The organism is Cellulosimicrobium sp. CpK407, from assembly GCF_051844275.1.
Taxonomy (GTDB): Bacteria; Actinomycetota; Actinomycetes; order Actinomycetales; family Cellulomonadaceae; genus Cellulosimicrobium; species Cellulosimicrobium cellulans_G.
Map to the genome: position 1 here is coordinate 16,371 of NZ_JBGNYC010000046.1, position 19,242 is coordinate 35,612.

Genomic DNA, 19,242 nt, shown 5'->3' on the forward strand with positions numbered 1-19,242 from the left:
GCCGACGTTCTCCGCCGGGCGCGCTCGGCCGACGTTCACCGCCCGGCGCGCTCGTCGGCGTTCTCCGCCCGGCGACGCCGGACGTTGTCGCCGGGCCGGCGTCTCGGGCGAGCGCCGTCGTCCTCACGCTCGCACGGTGAGCGTGCTCCCGCCTCCGGGCACGCGCCGTACCTCGATGCGCTCCGCGATGGACTGCTTGAGCGCGTCGACGTGCGACACGACGCCGACGACGCGCCCACCCGCCCGGAGCCTCCCGAGGGCGGCGAGCACGGCTTCCAGCGTCTCGGGGTCCAGGCTGCCGAATCCCTCGTCGACGAAGAGCGTCCCCAGCTCGACGCCGCCCGCCTCGGCCGTGACGACGTCGGCGAGCCCGAGCGCCAGGCACAGGGACACGTAGAACGTCTCGCCGCCCGACAGCGTGCGCGGGTCGCGCTCCCGCTCGGTGACGTGGTCGAGGACCTTCATCGCGAGCCCGCGCTTGTGCGCGCGCACGTCCTCGCGCGTCGCGCTGCGCACGAGCTCGTACCGGCCCGACGACATCTCCGCGAGGCGCTCGTTCGCGGCGGCGACGACGTCCTCGAACCGCTGGACGAGGACGAACGTCGCGAGCGTGAGCGCGTGGGCGTTGTCCCCGGAGCCGGACGCCAGCGCCGCCATGCGCGCGACCGGCTCGGCGGCGTCCCGGGCCCGGGCCCAGTCGTCCACCGCCGTCCCGATCCCCTCCGCGGCGACGCGCGCGGCCTGCGCCTGACGGGCGACGAGCTCGTGGCGACGACCCGCGGCCCGGGCCGTCGCCTCGGCCTCGGCGACGGCGGCCCGCGCCGCGGCGACGTCGGGCGCGGCGTCTGCGGGGAGGTCCGCGAGGGCGGGGTCGGCGAGCCCGGCGGCCGTGGCGGCGCACGCCGCCTCGTGCTCGGCGACACGGCGCGCGAGCGCCAGCCGGTCCGGCTCGTCGAGGACGGCGGCGAGCGCGTCGGCGGCGTCCGCGAACCCCGACCGGTCGACGATCGCGCCGAGCTCGGCCGTGCGGTCCGCGACGGCCCGGGCCGCGACGGCGACCGCGGTGCTCGCGTCGGCGAGGGCGTCGATCGTGCGGAGCCGCTCGTCGAGCGCCGCGGCGAGCACGGCGACGGGGTTGCGGGTCCCGCCCTCGTCGGCGAGGGCGTCGGGCAGGTCGGCCAGCTCCACCAGGGGCCCGGCCGCGGCGATCTCCGCGCGGATCTCGGCCCGGTCGGCGTCGAGCGCCGCCTCGAGCTCGTCGAGGCGGGCCGTCGTGCCGGCGATCCCCTCCGCGAGCGCGGCGGCACGTTCCTGGAGCGCGGTCGTGCCGGCGTCGAGGGCGTCGAGCTCGCGCTCGGCGTCCGCGCGGTCGCGGGCCGCCGCCCGCGCGCCCGAGACGAGCGCGTCGACCTCCGCGACGCGCCCCGCCGCCTCGTGGGGCGTCAGGCCCTCGGCGTCCCGACGGCGCGCCGTCAGCCGTTCGGCGAGCACCCCCGCGCGCGCGGAGGCGTCGTGCAGCGCCAGCTCCGCCTCGGCCCGGCCGCGCTCCGCGTCCTCGACGTCCTGCGCGGTGGGGTGGCCGTCCGCGAGCGGCGCCGGGGCCGGGTGGTCCGTCCCGCCGCACACCGGGCACGGGGACTCCTCGACGAGGCCCGCGGCGAGCTCGCCCGCGAGGCCGGCGATCCGGGCCGCCCGGACCCGCGCCTCCTGCTCGACGGCGGCGCGCGCGACCGTCGCGGCCCGGGTCCGCGCGGCCCGGGCCGCCTCCTCCTCCCCCGCGAGCGCCGCGGCCTGCCGCGCCGCTTCCTCGACCGCACGCGCACGCAGCGCCTGCTCCTGGAGGGCACCGAGCGTCCCGGCGGTCTCCGCGAGCGACGTCAGCCGCAGGCGCAGCTCCTCGCGGAGCGCCGGCCGCGCGGCGAGCTCGTCGAGCGTGCGCGCTCGCTCCTCGACGGCCTGCACGACGGCCTTGCGTCCGTCCTCGACCTCCCGGTCCCGGGCCGGGAGCGAGGCGCCCACGGGGAGCAGCCGGGCCACGCGCACCCCGGCCGTCGCGACGTCGGCGCGCAGCGCCTCGAGCGTCGTCGGGTCGGCGTCGGCGAGGGACGCGGGCGCGCCCGTCCGGGCGAGCGCGAGCCGGTCGTGCGCGGCGGCGAGGAGCTGCTCCGCGCGGACGAGGCCCTGCGCCGCGGGGGCGACGACGGCGGCGCGGGTCGCGGCGTCGACGCGGCGGCGGTCGTCGGCGACCCGGGGCTCCTCCTCCGCGAGGCGCGCCTCCTCGGCGCGCAACCGCGCCACGCGCTCCACGGCGTCGGCGAGCGCCCGCTCGGCGTCGAGCCGGTCGCGCGCCGCGACGAGCGTCGCGTTGGTCGCGATCTCGCGCGCGGCGAGCGCCTCCGCCTCGGCCTCGAGCCCTGCGACGTGCGCGAGGGCGAGCGCGTGCACGCCCGGGGCCGGGGCCACCGTCCCCGCGCCCGCCGCCGTGGGCAGGAGCGGGCCCACGTCCGCGACCCGTCCGTCGGCGAGCGCGGACCGGGACGACGGCACGCCGTCCGCGGCGTGGACGCTCGCGGACCCGTCCGCCGCGGTTCGCGCCAGGTCCGCCGCGGCCCGGGCGAGGTCGGCCTCGTCGGCGCGGTGCAGCCGCGCGTCGTCGTGCGCGGCCTCGCGCAGTCGCCGGGCGTCGTCGGGCACGAGCCCCGCCGCCCCGGTGAACCGCTCGACCGCGCCGCGGACGCCCTGGCGTGCGCCGTCCGACCGTGCCCGCGCCGTGCGCGCGAGCTCGGCGAGCCGCACCGTCGCGCGGTGGTAGAGCTCGGTGCCGAAGACCTTCTGCAGCAGCACCGCCCGGTCCTCGGGCTTCGCGCGCAGGAACGTCGCGAACTCGCCCTGCGGGAGCACGACGGTCTGCACGAGCTGGCGCCGGTCGAGCCCGACGATCCGGCGGATCTCCTCCCCGGCCTCGTCGAGCCGCGTCGAGAGCAGCTCGCCCGGCGGGCCGTCGACGCCCGCGCAGGCCTGCGCGGACGGCACGCCCGCGAGCCGCCAGAGCCGGACCGACGCCTGCTGGGTCGTCGTGCCGGTGCCGCGCTTCTTGGGCCGGCGGTACTCGGGCGTCCGCCGCACGCGGTACACGCCCGACGGGACCTCCAGCACCAGGTCGACGAACGACTCGACCTCGGGCGCCGCGAACGCCGACCGGAGCCGGTCGTCGCTCGCCGCGTCGGACGCGACCTTGCCGTACAGCGCGAAGACGATCGCGTCGATGACCGTCGACTTGCCCGCGCCCGTGGGCCCGTCGAGGAGGTAGATCCCGGACGCGCCCAGGGCCGCGAGGTCGACGTGCTGGAGGCCCGCGAACGGCCCGATCGCCTGGAAGGTCAGCGAGTGCAGGTGCATCAGGCGCTCCGCTCCTCCGCCAGCGCGAGCTCGAACGCCTCGCGCAGCACGGCGATCTCCGCGTCGCTCGGCGCGTGGCCCGCGACGTGCTCGACGAAGTCCCGCGCGACGTCGAGCGGGTCCCGCCCCGGCCCGACGGCGGTCACGACCTCCCGCTCCTCGGGGCGCGGAGGGCGGTGGGTCACCTGGAGCGCGTGCGGGAACCGCCCCCGGACGCGCGCGTAGAGCTCCGCGGGTCGCACCGCGTCCGTCACGACGACCCGCAGCCAGTCGTCGACGTGGGGTTCGCCGGCTGCCCCGAGCAGGTCGTCGAGCGTCCCCGTGACCTCGGCGAGCCGCCGCGGCACCGGCGCGGGGACGAGCTCGACGGCCGCGTCCGGGTCTCCACCGGCACCCCCTCCCAGCCGGTCCAGGTCGACGAGCGCCGTGGACTTGCGCTGGTGCCGCTCCGAGAAGGAGAACGCGAGCGGAGATCCCGAGTAGCGCGCGACCGTCGCCGAGCTGCTGCCATGACCTGCGGTTTCACGTGAAACGTCGGGCACGGCGACGCGCTGCGGCCCGTGCAGGTGCCCGAGCGCGACGTAGTCGACACCCCAGCCCCCGAACGTGGCCGCGGGCACGGCGTCGACGCCGCCCACGCGGATGTCCCGCTCCGACTCCGACGCGAGCCCGCCGACCACGAACGCGTGCCCGACGACGACGGCACGGGCGCTCGGGTGCTGCGCGCGGCGACGTGCGAGGTCGGCCCCCACGCGCCGCATCGCCGCGGCCATGACGGCCTCGTGCGACCGGGCGAGCGGCCTCCGCGCACCGCCGGCGCTCGGGTCCGGGCGGTCGGCCCCGGCGTCGTGGCCCTCGGCCAGCGCGTGGCGCGCCGTGTCCGGGTCGAGGTACGGCAGCGCGTAGACCAGCAGCGAGGCGTCACCCTCGGCCGCCCGACCCCGGGGCCCGGGGCGCGGCGCGAGGACGACGGGCGTCCCGACGTCGGACAGCCGCGCGCGCAGGTGCACGCCCGGGCGCATCACGCGGTCCCCGAACCCGAGCCGGACCGCGGAGTCGTGGTTCCCGGGCGTGACCACGACGTGCGCGTGCTCCGCGAGCCGCGTCAGCGCGTCGGACAGGAGCGAGACCGCGTCGACCGGCGGGACGGCGCGGTCGTACACGTCCCCCGCGACGACGACGGCGTCCACGTCCTCCGTGCGGGTCAGCTCGACGAGGTGGTCGAGGTGCGCGGCCTGGTGCTCCAGCAGGTCGACCCCGTGCAGCGTGCGCCCGAGGTGCCAGTCGGACGTGTGCAGGATGCGCATGACCGCACCGTACCGGCGGGGGCCCACAGCCCCCGGGACCCGGGCGGTCGGGCGCGGACCGGGTCAGACCGCCCCGACGACCTCGATCGGGCCCGTCGACGCGCCGCTGCGCTCCACGGAGATACGGCCGCCCATGCCGATCATGTCGAGCAGCTCGACGATGCTGGTCGACGGGTCGCGGAGCACCACGTCGCGGCCGTCCTCCTCGCCGAGCATGTAGAGCTGGATGATGAACGCGATGCCCGACGAGTCGATGAAGGTCACGTCGGCGACGTCGACCACGACGCGCCCGCGCGTGTCCAGCACGTACGACATCGCCTCGCTCGCGCGGTCGCGCAGCGCCGCGTCGATCTCTCCCCACATCGTCACGACCACGCCGCCGTCAGCCGGGGCGTAGACGATCCCGCTCGTCCGGTCGATCGCGCTGCCTGTGTCCACGGTTCCCGCTCACCGTCTCTCTCGAGTCGTCCTGCGTGCTGTCGGCCGCCCCTCCGGACAACGTCCGGTGACGACGGCCTGTTCCCCGCGCGCCCCCGCGAGGCTCCGTCCGGTCGCGTGCGCCGCCGTCTGGCGACGGACCGCGCCGGGCGACCGTGACCGGAGCAGAACGAGTCTGCACCCGACGCGCTGCGCGCACCAGCCCTCGCGGGGGTGGTCCTCGACCTTTCTCCGAACCCACACAACCGCCGCGCCGCGGCCGGTCGCACGCGCTACAGCGGCTCCGTGACGTCCGCGACCTGCGCGCCCAGCGCGCCGACGAGCGCCCGCCCGTCCACCGTCGCCGCGACGCCGTGCGCGCCCCCGCCGATCGAGACGAGCCGCGCCGCGGCGTCGGGCTGCGTGCCCTCGCCCCCCGCGACGTCGACGTCGTCGCCCTCCCCCGGCCCGGCCACGACCCGGACGTCCGCGACCACGGGCCAGGCGTGCGTCGAGCCGAACGGGGTGATCGTGCCGCGCTCGTAGCCCGTGACGTCGCGCGCGACCTCCTTGTCCGGCATCGACAGGCGCGAGACGCCGAGGAGCGCGCGCAGCTTGGGCCACGAGATCTGGCGGTCGCCGGGGACGAGGACGAACAGGTAGTCGTCCTCCGCGCGCCGTACGACGATCGTCTTGAGGACGCGCGACGGGTCCACGCCACGGGCCGCGGCGGCCTCCTCGAGCGACCCCACCCGGCCGTGCCGCGTGACGGTGTAGTCGATGCCCGACGCCTCCAGCGCCGCCAGGGCGCGCTCGCTGCTCATGGCACCGACCCTAGCCGCCTCGTCCGTCGCCCATCCCGGCGCACGCCCCGGCGCCGGGCGTCATACGTCGTCGAACTCCGTCACGACCGTGCGCCAGTACTCCGCGCCGTCGCGCGTGCGGTGCACGAGGCCGGCGTCGACCATCGCGCGGCGCAGCGACACCGGGTCCGCCGCGCGGGCCGCGAGCCGCTTGGTCAGCGTGAGCTCGGTGACGGGCTCCTCCAGCGGCAGCACCTGTGCCGCCAGGAACCGCACCACGAGCTCGCGGTCCCGCTGCCGCTTGGGCGAGCGCAGCAGGCGGCCGTCGACGAGGAACCGCTCGGGACCCGTCGGCCGGGGCGTGGGCACCGTCGCGAGCAGCGCCGCGAACCGCTCCGGCGCGGCGCGCAGGAACCCGGTCTCGTCCCGCACGACGACCCCTGCCGCGAGGAGCGGCGCGAGCCGCCGCCGCTCGTCGGTCGACAGCACCGCCTCGGCGGGGCCCTCCGTCACGACGCGCGCGAGCACCTCCAGCCGCCCCGCGTCCGCGAGCGACGCGACGACCTGCTTCCACGCGTTGTCCGGCGCCACGGCACCGGTCTGCTCGACGTCCACCCACCGACCCTAAGCACCCTCCGGCGCCCGGGCCAGCGACTTGTCAGCGCCCCACCGGTCGCGAGAGGCGTGCGGCGCTGACCGGCGCAGGGCTCACGCCAGGTGCACGACGTCGCCCGTCCAGCGCTGCCGCAGCCACCGGTCGTGCGACGCGACGACGACGGCGCCCGGCCACTCCTCGACGGCCTCCACGAGCTCCCCCGCGAGCGTGAGCGACACGTGGTTCGTCGGCTCGTCGAGGAGCAGCACGTCCGGCGCCTGCGTGACGAGCATCGCGAGCACGACGCGCCGCCGCTGGCCCACCGACAGCTCCGCGAGCGGACGCCCGAGGTCGCGTGGCGCGAGCAGCCCGTGCGCGTCCACGGCGGCCTCGCGCGCGCCCGCCCGGTCGGCCGGGTCCCAGCCCTGCGCGAGGGCGAGGAGCTCGCGCGGGGTGCGGTCGTCGTCGTGCAGGTGGACGTCCTGCTCCAGCAGGCCGACGCGCACCCCGCGCGCCCGCCCGACCGTGCCCGCGTCAGGCACGAGGTCGCCCGCGAGGACGTGCAGCAACGTCGACTTCCCCGCGCCGTTGGCGCCCGTGACGAGCAGCCGCGTGCCGCGCGCGACCTCGATCGAGGGCACGCCCGACGCGGTCATGTCGAGCCGGTCGGAGCGCTCGCCGGGCGCGCCCGTGCCCGCCGGCCGGTGCACGACGACGCCCCGCGCCCACGCGACGACGTCGCCGCCACCGGGGGTCGCCGCGCCGCCGCCGTCCGGCGGCGCGAACCGCAACGGCGCCGGGGGCTTGCGCACCTGGTCGCGCTCCAGGGCGTCGAGGCGCTGCTGCGCGTTGCGCACGCGCCGCGACACCTGGCTCTGGACGCGCTCCCCCTTGAAGTCGTAGAGGATCTTCGCCTGGTTGCCGCGCTCGCGGTTCTTCGAGACGTCGCGCGCGGTGACCGCGACGGACCGGCGCAGCTCGACGAGCTCCGCCTGCTCGGCCTCGAACCGCTGCTCCCAGCGCGCGCGCTCGACGCGCTTGGCCTCCAGGTAGTCGCTGTACGTGCCGCCGTAGAGCGTGGCCGCGCCGCCGCCGGGGCGCGGGCTCCCGTTCGCGGCTCCGCGCAGCGGCTCGGCCACCGGGTCGAGGTCGAGGATCTCCGTGCACACCTCGTCGAGGAAGACCCGGTCGTGGCTCGCGAGCACGACGGCACCCGGGAGCGCGCGCAGCGCCGCCGCGAGGAACTCGGTGGCGTCGTCGTCGAGGTGGTTCGTCGGCTCGTCGAGCAGCAGCGCGCCCGGCTGACGGACCAGCAGGGCGGCGAGCCCGAGGCGCGTCCGCTGCCCGCCCGAGAGCGAGCCGACGGCGCGGCCGGCGACGCCGTCGACGTCGAGCCCCAGGCCGGCGAGCGTGCGGGCGGCCCGGGCGTCGGCGTCCCACACGTCCGCGAGCTCGGCCCGGTCGAGGGCGCGCGCGTACGCCGCGTCGGCACCCGCGACGGGCCCCGCTCCGTCGGGACCCGTGAGAGCGAGCGCCGCCTCCTCGAGCTCGCGCTCGATCGCGCGGACGCGCGCCAGCGCGTCGTCGACGACCGCACGCACGGTCGTCGACGGCGGGTACGGGAACTCCTGGTGCAGGAACCCGAGGTCGTCGGGCCGGGTCACCGCCCCGTCGTCGGGCGCGAGCGTGCCCGCGAGCACGCGCAGCAGGGTGGACTTGCCGACGCCGTTCTCGCCGACGAGACCCGTGCGGTGGCCGGGGTCGACGGCGAGGTCGACGCCGCGCAGGACGGGACGTCCTGCGAACGACACGCGGACGTCGGACGCACGCAGGACGGGGGTGGAACGGGCCATGGGTGATCACCTACCAGGGTGCCCGGGCGGCACGCGCACGCGCCGGGACGGCGCGGGGGCCACGACGACGGGCTCGACGGGACGGAGCGGTCGGGGCAGGTGAGGATCACATCGTCGCCGAGGCTACGCGGTCGCCGCGCACGGCGCACGGGAATTACCGGACGGTGCGCAGCGCGGGCGAGGCGAACCCGCCGACCTCCCGGACCCGACGGGTCACGCGTCAGGGTGCGGTCGTCTCCGTGGCGCCCGCCGTGGGCTCGTCGGCCGGCGCCGACGTCGGCGCGGCAGTCGGCTCCTCCGTGGGATCCGGCGTCGGCTCGGGATCCACCGGGGGCTCCGGGTCGGCAGGCCCGGTCGAGACGACGATCGTCACCGTACTCCCCGGCGCGACCTGGGCACCGGAGCCCGGGTCGACCGCGATCACGGTGCCCGCCGCGGCGGCGTCCTCCCGGGTCGTCACGCTGGCCTTGAGCCCCACCTTCTCGAGCGCTGCCACGACGTCGGCCTGCGTCCGTCCGACGAGCGCGGTCGGCACGGTGACCTTCGCGGGCTCCGGATCGGGCGGCGTCGTCGGGTCGGGCGGCGTCGTGGGTGTGGTCGGGTTCGTCGGCGTCGGCGTCGGCGTCGTCGGAGGCGTCGGCTTCGGCGCGGGCGGCGGGGTCGGGGTCGACGGCTTCTGCGGGGTCGACGGCGTGGTGCCCTCGGAGGGCGTGTAGCGCGTCGGCATCTTGCCCGCCGCGAAGAACTCGAAGTGCCACGGCTCGGGCTTGGACCCGTTCGGCCGAGCCCAGGCGGGGTTGTCCCAGCCGTAGTCGGGGCCGTGCATGCGCAGCCAGACGTACTCGCGCGACGTGCCCGACGGGACGTTGCCGCCGATGTCGATCGCCAGGCCCCAGCCGTGCTGGGACGTCCCGGGGACCGCGGCGAGGTAGGGCTTGATGGCCTTCAGCCGCACCTGCTCGTCGTAGGGGCGGTACGCGTCGGTGATCTTCAGCGCGTACCCGAACTCCTTCTGGAACTCCGCCGCGAGGGCCTCGAGCTGCACCGCGGCGTCGCAGCGCAGCGTCTTGCCGGGCGCGAAGTCGAGGGCGCACAGCGCCTCGGGCGGGATCCGCCCGTTCTGGTACTGCGCCGTCGAGCCGGCGTACCGAGCGACGACCTCCGCGAGCCGCTCCGCGAGCGTCGTGCCCGCGAGCGCCGTCGCACCGGCTGCCGGCACGACGCCGACGGGAGAGAAGTCGGTGCCGAGCAGGTCCGCGAGGTGCGTCGCCGAGACGACGACGTCCTCGAGCGTCACGTCGCCGTGGGCGTGGTCGTCGTCCTCGGCGTGCTCGCCGTCACCGCTGTCAGACGACGGGTCGGCGGGGTCACCCGAGGTGCCGTCGAGCTCCCCCGGGGCGACGCCGTCGGGAGCCGGCACGGCGTCCTCGGGGAGCGTCCGGTCCCCGGGCGACGTCGCGCCGCCGGTGGAGCCCGGCCCCGTCGGCGCGTCGCCCGACGGCGACGGGCTCGGCGACCCGCTCGGGCTCGGCGACGCGCTCGGGTCGGGGCTGCTCGTCGGGGTCGGGGACGAGGCGGTGCGGGTGGCGGAGGTGCGCACCACGTCCGCGTCGCCCGCGGCGTCGACCGACGCCGGCTTCTGCGCGGGGCGCCCAGGGGGCGAGCCGGGGACCGCGGCGTCGTCGGGGCCCGCGCCCGGGTCGAGCGGCTCCGGGAGGTCGGGGACCTCCGCGTCGTCGAGCGACTCGTCGAGGTCCAGACCGCCGTCCGGGACCACCTGGACCGGCACGCGGCGCGCGGCGTCCTGCTGGGCGAGGTACGTGGCGAGGAGCATGCCGAGCTCCGCGCGCGCCTGCTCCACGGGCGCGGTGACCTCCCCGTCCGAGAGCGCGTTCGCCGTGGCGAGGACCTCGATCGCGCCGTCGAGCTGCTGGTCCTCGTCGAGGCCGGCCCCGAGGGTGCTCGACAGCGCCGAGACCTGCGTCGCGGTCGTGGCCTCCGCGGTGAAGAACGAGGCGCCCGGTCGGGGCTCGACGCTCCCGGCGAGCGCGGCGGCGAGCGTGATCGCGAGCGCGGAGGAGATGAGGACGTGGGAGACGGTGCGGGCTCGCCGCACGAAGGTGGGCGTCGGGGCGGGTGCGGGCGCAGCAGGCTCAGTGGCCTCGGGGACGTCGTCCGTCGCGCCCTCGTGCTCCGCCGTGGTGCTCACCGCTCACTCCCGTGCTTCGTGCCCTGCCACGGACCTGCGTCCCGCACGCCGGTTCAGCGCGTCGTCGCGCCCGACGTCACGGCTGCGCGCGCCCACCGGTCGGTGTACCGCACGCCACAGTGCCCTCGTCCGCCTACCGTACACCGCCTCCACGAGGCTCTCACCCCTGTCTCATGTTCGCGGGGGAGAATGCCGACATGAGTTCACCGACGCGTCACCGCAGGTCAACGTCACGCTCGTGCGCGCTCGGCGCGGCCGTCGTGGCGATCCTCGCGCTCGCCGGGTGCGCGGAGGACGGCTCGGTGAGCGTCCCGGAGTTCACCCTCACCGGGGACCAGGTGCAGCAGTTCCTCGACGACGCCCGCTCGCAGGCGGAGACGATCGGCCACGACGTCCGGTCGCTCGCCGACGACCTCGGCTCGCTCTCCGGCGAGACCCGCACGCGCGCCGAGGACGCGGTCGCGGCGGCGCAGGAGGCCGCGGACGAGGCCCGTGCCGCGGCGGACGAGGTGTCGACGGCCACGGAGGACACGCGCGCCGAGGCCGAGCAGCGTCTCGCGGACGCCGAGACCGCGCTCGAGGACGCGTCCACCGAGCTCGACGCCGTCGCGGACTCCCTCTCCGGCGCCGACGCCGCCGTGCGCGACGCGATCGAGAGCCTGCGCACGCGCGTCGACGAGCTGCGCGCCGACCTCGACGGGTCCACGGGCTCCTGAGGGAACGTCGCGCCGGCGAGATCCCGGCACCCCGGGGACCTAGGTCCCCGGGGGCGGCGACCTTTGCCTGACGTCCACCCTTCCTTCACAGGGGTTTGCTTGGTCTCAGGAGCCCGACCGCACCGGCCGGGTCGATGAGAGGGGACAGTGATGAAGGGGACGATCGAGCGGAACGCCAACGCGCCGCTCCCCACGGTCGAAGGCAGCGAGCCGGAGACCCTCAGCCTCGCGGAGCGCGCTCCGCGACACACCCAGGTCGTCCTCGGCGTCCTGCGGATCGTGATCGGCTTCTACTTCCTCTGGGCGTTCCTGGACAAGACGTTCGGGCTCGGGTTCGCGACCCCCGCCGAGCGGTCGTGGATCAACGGGAACAGCCCGACGACCGGCTTCCTGTCGAACCTCGAGGGCACGTTCTCGGGCTTCTTCAGCGGCCTCGCGGGGAACGCGTTCATCGACGTGCTCTTCATGGTCGGCCTGCTCGGCATCGGGCTCGCCCTGATCCTGGGCATCGGGATGCGGATCGCCGCGGTGAGCGGCACGCTCCTGCTCCTGCTCATGTACCTGGCCGAGCTCCCGCTCGTGACCAACCCGATCATCGACGACCACATCACGATGTCGCTGACGATCATCGCGCTCACCCTCCTCGGGGCGGGCAGCGTGCTCGGGCTCGGCAGGACGTGGAAGAAGATCCCGTTCGTCCAGCGCAACACCTGGCTGGTCTGACGGTTCGACCGCCCGCCGTGTGCGGCGGGCCACGGGGCGACCGATACCGCGCGACGATTCTGAGGCCGTCGCTGCAGGGAGTCGCTCCCGGGGGAAGAGGGACGTGCGGGCGGTGGGGAGACCACCCGCACGTCCCGCCCCTCGCGCCCGGCAGGGCGACCGACGCTCGACGGAGCGGGTCGCCCGCCGGGCGCCTCTCTGTCCGTACCTGCGCGGCCCGTCCCCGTGCGTCAGCCGAAGCGGTCGAGCAGCTCCGCCGCCTGGGGGTCGCCCTGGGCGGCGGCCTCGCTCCACAGGGTCATCGCCTCGGCGACCCGGCCGGCCCGCAGCCGCAGGACCCCGAGGCTCGTGCGCGCGGTCGGCTCGCCCGCGAGCGCCGCCTGCTCCAGCAGGTCCTCCGCGTCGAGCGCGCGGCCCGCGCGGACGTAGAGGTCCGCGAGCGCCGCCGCCACGCGGGCCTCGCCCGCCGCGGCCCAGCCCTCCAGGAGGGCGACGGCGTCGTCGCCCGTGAGCGCGCCGCTGCGCGTCAGCTCGACGGCGGCCTCCCAGCTCTCGCCCGACGTCGCGACGAGGAGGTCGGCGGCGGCGTCCTGCTCCCCCAGCTCGGCGAGCACCTCCGCGAGCCGCACGGAGGCGCCCTCGACCTCCTGCGCCTGCTCGTACCACCGCCGGGCGGCGTGCAGGTCCCCCCGCTCGGTCGCGACCTGCGCGGCCATGAACGCACCGAGCACGTCGCCCGCGAGCCCCGCGAGCTCGAAGCAGCGGAACGCCTCGGCGGCGTCGCCGGCCTCGTGGTGCGCGACGGCCAGGCGGTAGACCGCCCCGGGGACGCCGTGCTCGACGGCCGACTCGTAGAACGGCACGGCCGCGGCGGGACTACCGAGGGCGCGCAGGTCGTCGGCGATCGCGACGAGCTCGGCGGGGTCGTCGGGGTGCAGGTGCCCGACGGCGGCCCGCAGGTCGGCGAGCGCGGTCGCCGTGGCGGGGGTCGCGCTCTGGTCGGTGGTCGGCATGCGGCACCGCGTCCCTTCGGCCCCCTGTGTCGACGGCCTCGGTCGGCTCGCGCCGGGCAGGCCGCGGTGGGCGACCGGCAGGACGGCGACGGACGTCCCGAGATGTGGACGCACGATAGCGCGGGGGTGTCGCCCACGTCACACCTCGACGTCGGGCGGGGTGCTGCCCGGGGCCTCCCGTCTGGGAGACTGGCTCGGGTGAGCGGAACGACGGACCTGCCGGCCACCGCCGGGCAACGTGTGCTGGACGCGGTCGTGGCCGTGACGAGCGACCTCGACCTCCCGCAGGTGCTGCGGCGCATCGTCGAGGCGGCCATGGAGCTGACCGGCGCCCGGTACGGGGCGCTGGGCGTGCTCGACGCCTCGGGCCGCGAGCGCCTCGCGCAGTTCATCCCGCTGGGCCTCTCGGACGACGAGGTCGCCGCGATCGACCACTGGCCGCACGGCGAGGGGCTGCTCGGCGAGCTCATCGACCACCCGGAGCCCATCCGCGTCCCGGAGATCGCCGACGACGTCCGCTCGGCCGGCTTCCCCGAGGGCCACCCGCCGATGCACACGTTCCTCGGCGTCCCGGTCCGGGTGCGCGAGACGGTGTTCGGCAACCTCTACCTCACGGACAAGCGGACGCCCGGAGCGGACGGCCAGGAGCTCACGGAGGAGTTCACGGCGGACGACGAGGCGGCGGTGATCGCGCTCGCCGCCGCGGCGGGCGTCGCGATCGAGAACGCGCGTCTCTACGGGCGGGCCAAGCAGGTGGGCGTGCTGGAGGACCGCGACCGCATCGCGCGCGACCTGCACGACGTCGTGATCCAGCGCCTGTTCGCGTCCGCGATGACGCTCATGAGCGTGCAGCCGCTCGTGGCCGACCCGAACGCGCGGACCCGGATCGAGGAGACCGTCTCCGACCTCGACGAGACGATCCGGCAGATCCGTTCGACCATCTTCGCCCTGCACACCGCGACCGACCCGGACGCGCCGTCGATCGAGGACAGGTTCCGCGCGCAGGCGGAGGCCGCGACGACGGTGCTCGGCTTCGCGCCGGAGGTCAGCGTGGAGGTCGCGGCCGAGGGGTCCGGCGCGGGCGTGACCGACGGCGGTCCGAGCCTGCCCGCCGAGGTCGCCGACCAGCTCGTCGTCGTGCTCGGCGAGTCCCTGACCAACGTGGCCCGGCACGCGCAGGCGCGTCACGTCGTCGTGCACCTGTCCGTGACCGCGCACGAGGCGCGCCTGGCCGTCACGGACGACGGCGTGGGCATCCAGCCCGGCGGGCGTCGCTCGGGTCTGCGCAACATGCAGGCGCGCGCTGCGGCTCTGGGCGGGTCGAGCACCGCGACCGCCCTGCCCGACGGCGGGACGCGGCTCGAGTGGTGGGTGCCGCTCGCCTGACGCGGCCCCGGGCGCCTCGGTCCGGGTCGGCCGAGAATCGGCCGAGGATCGGCAGAGGGTCAGCGCAGTATCCGCCGCCCGGTGACGATGCGCGGGACGACCTTGATGACGCGGTCGCGCACGCCCGGCACGAACGTCACGAGCGGGAGGGCGAGCAGCCGCGCCCGCTCCACCGGCTCGGTGACCTCGAACGTGCGGCCGACGAGCACGACGGACCAGCCGGAGCGGGCCTCCGCGTCGAACTGGTCCACCTCGAACGCGACGACCGCGCGGCTCGCGGCGACCGCGAGCTTGGAGCCCTCGGCGGTGCGGAACACGACGTCCGGCCCGTCGAGGACGAAGTTCACCGGCTGGATCGCCGGCAGCGCGTGGTCGGTGTAGACGATCCTGCCCACGGGGACGGTCGCGAGGAGCGCGTAGCTCTCCTCCGGCGTGAGCTCCGCGAGCCCTGCCGAGGCGCGCGGGCGCTCGGCCGTCGCGAGCCCCCCGCTCCCCACCGGTGCCCCTGTCCCGGTCCGCTCGACTGTGTCCATCTCCACATCGTCGCGCCGCGGTGTCAGATCCGGGAGTGCCGAAGGTCCCGACGCCGCGCGGTCGCCCGGACCCTCGCCGCCGGCCCCCGGACCGTCCGGCGGCGAGCCCTCGGGCCCCGCGGGGCGCGCCCCCGCGCCGCCCTCAGGGACGGAAGGGCTGGCCACCGTGCTGCCGGTCCCCTGCCGGCGCGCCCGCGCCCGGGGTGCCCTGGCGCGACGCCTCCTCCTGGCGCATCTCGGTCGCGAGCACCGCGACCTGGGTGCGCCGCTGCAGGCCGAGCGTCGCGAGGACGTGCGAGACGTAGTTCTTGACCGTCTTCTCCGCGAGGTAGAGGCGCTTGCCGATTTCGCGGTTCGTCAGCCCCTCGCCGATGAGCGCGACGATCTGGCGCTCCTGCTGGGACAACCCTTCGAGGCGGTCGGGGGTCTCGTCCGCGGCGTGGCGCAGGCGCTCGAGCACGCGCGCCGTGCTGGCCGGGTCGAGCAACGACCCGCCCGCCGCGACGGTGCGGACCGCGCCGACGAGGTCGGAGCCGTGGATCTGCTTGAGGACGTACCCCGACGCCCCGGCGAGCACGGCCTGGAACAGCGCCTCGTCGTCGGCGAACGACGTGAGCATGAGGCAGCCGACCTCGGGCAGCTCGGAGCGCACCTCGCGGCACACCTCGACGCCGGAGCCGTCGGGCAGGCGCACGTCGAGGATCGCGACGTCGGGCCGCGTCGCCTTGATGCGTGCGAGCGCGGAGGCGGCGGTGCCGGCCTCGCCGACGACGGTGATGTCACCGGCCGCCTCGAGCAGCGCGGCGACGCCGCGCCGGACCACCTCGTGGTCGTCGAGCAGGAACACACGGATCGGGTGGGGAGAGCCCATGCCCTCAACGTAGCCCGTCGGGGGCGGATTCTCGCGCGCGCGAGGGGGTGACGCCGCAGGTGCGGGACCTTCGTCCCACCACCTCGAGCCGTGGGTCCTCGCGCGCGAGGGCGGTCGCAGGGTGCGCACGCCCGGGCTCGGGGGGTATCCAGGAGGTGTGCAGGCGGCGGGCACGACCCGCCGCGAAGGGGACGAGGGACCGAGGTGGGAACCGTGAGCGGATCGACGCAGCAGGTCGTGCTGGTCGGAGTGGACGGCAGCGCGACGAGCGGCAAGGCCCTGGACTGGGCCGTGCGCGAGGCGGCCCGCCGCGGCGCGCAGCTGCGCGTGCTGCACGTCGCCTACGTGCCGGTGGTCGCGACGCCGTTCGTCGGGGGCGCGTACTACCCGAGCGTCGAGGAGCTCGGCGAGATCGCCGGACCCATCCTGTCGGCCGCCGCGGAGCGCGCCGCGCACGTCGACCCCACGGTCCCCGTCCGCACCACGCTGCGCTCCGGCCCGCCCGCGGAGGCGCTCCTGGACGAGGCCAAGGACGCCGACCTCGTCGTCGTGGGGTCGCGCGGCCTGGGCTCGGTCGGCTCCATGTTCTTCGGGTCCGTCGGGACGCGGCTCGCCGCACGCTCGCCCGTGCCCGTCGTCGTCGTGCCGCCCGTCGTGGAGCGGAGCGAGCGGACGACGGACGTCGTGGTCGGCGTCGACGGGTCCGTGCACGGCGACGCCGCGCTGCGGTTCGCGCTCGACGAGGCCGCCCGCACCCGGTCGCGCGTCGTCGCGGTGTGCGCGTGGCGGCTGCCCGTGGGGCCGCTGTGGGAGGAGAACCCGTCGTTCTACACGTCGGCCGAGCGCGACGCGCGCGCCGAGGCGTCGCGCACCGTCGAGGCCGCGCTCGCGCGCGTGCGGACCGCCGACCACGACGACGTCCTCGTCGAGACGTTCGTCGTGGACCGCGAGCCGTCCGTCGCGATCCGGGAGGCCGCGGCGGGGGCCGCGCTGACCGTCGTCGGCTCGCGCGGCCGCGGCGACCTGCGCGGCATGGTCCTCGGCTCCGTGAGCCAGCAGGTGCTGCACCACGCGACGCACCCGGTCGCGGTCGTGCACGCGAGCAAGGGCTGACCCGCCGTCAGGCCCAGGGGTCGGTGATCTCGCGAAGGCGCGCGAGCTGGCGCCGCAGCGACGCCATGCCGCGCGCCCCGAGGTGCGCGGTCCACTCCGCCTCGACGCGGGCCAGCTCCGCCACGGCGACGCGCGAGGCCGCCTCCCCGCGCGGCGCGACGCGCACGAGGCGCGCCCGACCGTCGGCGGGGTCGGGGACCCGCTCCACGTAGCCGGCGGCCTCGAGCTGGTCGACGAGGAACCCCGCCGTCTGCTTGGTGATCTCGGCCGCCTCCGCGAGCTCGGTGAGGCGCGTGCCGTCCGGCCCGATCCGCTGGAACACCCGGAGCTGCGCAGGCGTCGCGTCGTCGAAGCCCGCCTCGCGGACCGCGGTGTACACCCGGAGCTCGAGCGCGCGGTACGGGATGAACAGGAGCAGCCCGGTGTTGAGCTCGTCCTGCTCGCTCACGGTGCCTCCGTCGGGTCGTCGGGGGGTTGCCATCGTCAGTGCGACTGACTAAAGTAGTCAGATCATCGTATCAGTTCTGGAGGCGCTCCGATGAGTGCACCTGACTACTGGATGACGGAGGACGACGTGTGGGCGACCGTCGCGGCCGCGCGGACCACCTTCGTGGAGCTCGTCGGCGGGCTCGGTCCTGCCGACTGGGAGCGCCCCAGCCTGTGCGCGGGGTGGCGCGTGCACGACGTCGCCGCGCACCTCACCCTCGCCCCCACCTCCTCGCGCGCGGCGCTCGCCCGCGGTCTCGCCCGGGCGCTCCTCCGGGGCCGCACGAGCTTCGACGGGATGATGGACCTCCTCACGCGCGAGGCAGGGACGCGCCCGCGCGAGGAGATCCTCGACGCCCTGCGTGCGGCCGTCGGGTCGCGCCGCCTCGCGCCGGGGACGACCCCGCACGTCGCGCTCGTCGACGCCCTCGTCCACACCCAGGACGTCGCCGTCGCGCTCGGCATCGAGGTCCCCGCCCCGCCCGTCGCCGCCCGCGAGGCAGCCGAGCGCGTGTGGGCCGTCTCGTTCCCCTTCCACGCCCGACGACGGCTCGCCGGGTTCCGCCTCGTCGCCGCCGACGTGCCCTGGCAGCGCGGCGAGGGCCAGCAGGTGACCGCGTCCATGACGGCTCTGCTCCTGCTGCTCACCGGGCGACCCGCGGCCCTCGCCCACCTGGACGGTGACGGGGCACGCCGCCTCGCCCGCTCGTTCGGGTCGCACGACCGGGAGGAGCTCCCATGAGCACGCTCGCCCAGGTCCTCGCCGTCGCCGCCGGCCTGCTGCACGTCGGCGTCGGGGTCGTCGAGGCCTTCTTCTTCCACCGCCCCTGGGCCCAGCAGTTCCTGCTGCGCACCCGGTCCTCGCCGCGCGAGGTCACCCTGTGGGCGTTCAACGTCGCGTTCTACAACATGTTCCTCGGCGCCGGAACGGTGCTCGGCGTCGTGCTCGCCGCGAACGGTCTCGTGGACGAGGGCCGGACCCTCGTCCTGTACGCCGCGGGCTTCATGACGCTCGGCGGGGTCGTTCTGTGGATCTCCGACCACCGCCTGTGGACCGGGACCCTGGGGCAGTCCGGGCTGGGGCTCGCGACGCTCCTCGCGACCCTCGCGTCCTGACGGACCCTCGGCCGGCGACGCGCGTTGCTACGGTCGAGGCGTGAGCAGCGCCGCGCAGCCCTTGTCCCACGACCCGTCCTGGCCCCGGGCGGGCGGCTGGCCGCCGCTCGGCCAGGACGACGTCGACGTCGCGATCCTCGGCGTCCCGGCCTGGCGCACGTCGCTCTCCCCCACCGGCGCGCACGCGACGCCCGCCGCCGTCCGCGACGCGCTGCGCCGCTTCAGCCCCGCCCTCGTCGCCGACCGCCCCCTGCCCGACGGCGGGCCCTCCGCCCGCGTGCGGCCCGCCGCTACGACCGGGCCGGACGCGACGGGGGCCGCCGCGACCGGGGCGGACACGACCGGGGCCGCCGCGACCGGGCGAGGAGCGGCGTCGGGCCGGGCCCGGCCCGTCGACCTCGCGGACCTCGCCTTCGCGGACCTCGGCGACGTCGACGAGCCGGACGGCGCGGACGGCGAGGCGCGGACGCGCGCAACGGTCGGCGCCGCCCTGGAGCGCGCGCGCCTGCTCGTCGCGCTGGGCGGCGACAACTCCGTCACCGTCGCGACGGCGCTCGGCGCCTGGGGCGACGACCTCGCCACCGCGGGCCTCGTGACGCTCGACGCCCACCACGACCTGCGCGACGGCGTCTCGAACGGGTCGCCCGTGCGGCGGCTGGTTGAGGACGGCCTCCACCCACCCCGGGTCTTGCCGGTTGGGAT

General features: G+C 76.6%; 18 protein-coding genes. 7 read left to right on the forward strand and 11 right to left on the reverse strand.

The features are described 5' to 3' along the window. Positions 1-123: 123 nt before the first annotated feature. From ABWU78_RS16770 to ABWU78_RS16800, 7 genes are all read right to left on the reverse strand, one after another. Positions 124-3,399: an AAA family ATPase gene (locus ABWU78_RS16770; RefSeq protein WP_353706769.1), complete on the reverse strand. Its 3,276-nt coding sequence runs from the start codon at positions 3,397-3,399 to the stop codon at positions 124-126. Beyond that, entirely contained in the window at positions 3,399-4,706 is a 1,308-nt protein-coding gene (locus ABWU78_RS16775; RefSeq protein WP_353706770.1) for an exonuclease SbcCD subunit D, read from the reverse strand. Before ABWU78_RS16775 ends, ABWU78_RS16770 begins: the two co-directional genes overlap by 1 nt. Positions 4,707-4,769: 63 nt before the next feature. Continuing rightward, the gene (locus ABWU78_RS16780) at positions 4,770-5,144 is read right to left on the reverse strand and encodes an STAS domain-containing protein (protein WP_353706771.1); all 375 of its coding nucleotides are present in this window, start codon (positions 5,142-5,144) and stop codon (positions 4,770-4,772) included. Between the two features lie 272 nt (positions 5,145-5,416). Further along, positions 5,417-5,947 carry an aminoacyl-tRNA deacylase gene (locus ABWU78_RS16785; RefSeq protein WP_353706772.1) on the reverse strand — a complete coding sequence of 177 codons (531 nt, stop codon included), beginning with the start codon at positions 5,945-5,947 and terminating at the stop codon, positions 5,417-5,419. Between the two features lie 60 nt (positions 5,948-6,007). Then, positions 6,008-6,541: a DUF2087 domain-containing protein gene (locus ABWU78_RS16790; protein WP_353706773.1), complete on the reverse strand. Its 534-nt coding sequence runs from the start codon at positions 6,539-6,541 to the stop codon at positions 6,008-6,010. A 93-nt stretch (positions 6,542-6,634) separates the two neighbouring features. Beyond that, positions 6,635-8,374, reverse strand: coding sequence for an ABC-F family ATP-binding cassette domain-containing protein (locus ABWU78_RS16795; protein WP_439159011.1), 1,740 nt, complete (start codon positions 8,372-8,374; stop codon positions 6,635-6,637). A gap of 220 nt (positions 8,375-8,594) precedes the next feature. Further along, positions 8,595-10,583: a PASTA domain-containing protein gene (locus ABWU78_RS16800; protein ID WP_439159012.1), complete on the reverse strand. Its 1,989-nt coding sequence runs from the start codon at positions 10,581-10,583 to the stop codon at positions 8,595-8,597. 197 nt (positions 10,584-10,780) lie between these two features. Here ABWU78_RS16800 and ABWU78_RS16805 point away from each other — a divergent pair, with 197 nt between their 5' ends. After that, positions 10,781-11,299 carry a hypothetical protein gene (locus ABWU78_RS16805; RefSeq protein WP_253054649.1) on the forward strand — a complete coding sequence of 173 codons (519 nt, stop codon included), beginning with the start codon at positions 10,781-10,783 and terminating at the stop codon, positions 11,297-11,299. A gap of 150 nt (positions 11,300-11,449) precedes the next feature. Continuing rightward, entirely contained in the window at positions 11,450-12,022 is a 573-nt protein-coding gene (locus ABWU78_RS16810; protein WP_253054651.1) for a hypothetical protein, read from the forward strand. A gap of 230 nt (positions 12,023-12,252) precedes the next feature. Here ABWU78_RS16810 and ABWU78_RS16815 read toward each other — a convergent pair whose 3' ends face one another. Then, positions 12,253-13,035 (reverse strand): tetratricopeptide repeat protein, encoded by a 783-nt coding sequence (locus tag ABWU78_RS16815; protein WP_439159013.1) that lies wholly within the window; start codon positions 13,033-13,035, stop codon positions 12,253-12,255. A 198-nt stretch (positions 13,036-13,233) separates the two neighbouring features. Between ABWU78_RS16815 and ABWU78_RS16820 the strand changes: the two genes are divergently transcribed. After that, positions 13,234-14,421 (forward strand): GAF domain-containing sensor histidine kinase, encoded by a 1,188-nt coding sequence (locus tag ABWU78_RS16820; protein WP_439159014.1) that lies wholly within the window; start codon positions 13,234-13,236, stop codon positions 14,419-14,421. 59 nt (positions 14,422-14,480) lie between these two features. Here the strand turns inward: ABWU78_RS16820 and ABWU78_RS16825 are convergent, their stop codons facing one another. Together ABWU78_RS16825 and ABWU78_RS16830 are read right to left on the reverse strand one after the other, a co-directional pair. Further along, a complete protein-coding gene (locus tag ABWU78_RS16825; RefSeq protein WP_253054657.1) occupies positions 14,481-14,954 on the reverse strand; it encodes a pyridoxamine 5'-phosphate oxidase family protein in 474 nt (157 codons plus the stop codon). Positions 14,955-15,096: 142 nt separating this feature from the next. Continuing rightward, complete coding sequence (locus ABWU78_RS16830; protein WP_253054659.1) at positions 15,097-15,825, reverse strand: response regulator; 729 nt, start codon at positions 15,823-15,825, stop codon at positions 15,097-15,099. A 213-nt stretch (positions 15,826-16,038) separates the two neighbouring features. Here ABWU78_RS16830 and ABWU78_RS16835 point away from each other — a divergent pair, with 213 nt between their 5' ends. Next, positions 16,039-16,938: a universal stress protein gene (locus tag ABWU78_RS16835; protein ID WP_253054661.1), complete on the forward strand. Its 900-nt coding sequence runs from the start codon at positions 16,039-16,041 to the stop codon at positions 16,936-16,938. A gap of 7 nt (positions 16,939-16,945) precedes the next feature. Here ABWU78_RS16835 and ABWU78_RS16840 read toward each other — a convergent pair whose 3' ends face one another. Further along, positions 16,946-17,386 carry a MarR family winged helix-turn-helix transcriptional regulator gene (locus ABWU78_RS16840; protein ID WP_439159015.1) on the reverse strand — a complete coding sequence of 147 codons (441 nt, stop codon included), beginning with the start codon at positions 17,384-17,386 and terminating at the stop codon, positions 16,946-16,948. Positions 17,387-17,476: 90 nt separating this feature from the next. Between ABWU78_RS16840 and ABWU78_RS16845 the strand changes: the two genes are divergently transcribed. The 3 genes from ABWU78_RS16845 to ABWU78_RS16855 all read left to right on the forward strand — a co-directional run. Then, on the forward strand, positions 17,477-18,166 hold the full coding sequence (locus tag ABWU78_RS16845; protein WP_439159016.1) for a maleylpyruvate isomerase family mycothiol-dependent enzyme: 690 nt from the start codon (positions 17,477-17,479) through the stop codon (positions 18,164-18,166). Then, a complete protein-coding gene (locus ABWU78_RS16850; protein ID WP_439159017.1) occupies positions 18,163-18,540 on the forward strand; it encodes a DUF1304 family protein in 378 nt (125 codons plus the stop codon). Before ABWU78_RS16845 ends, ABWU78_RS16850 begins: the two co-directional genes overlap by 4 nt. 40 nt (positions 18,541-18,580) lie before the next feature. Continuing rightward, positions 18,581-19,242, forward strand: a 662-nt coding sequence (locus tag ABWU78_RS16855; RefSeq protein ID WP_439159018.1) for an arginase family protein, incomplete at its 3' end; no start/stop codon positions are given.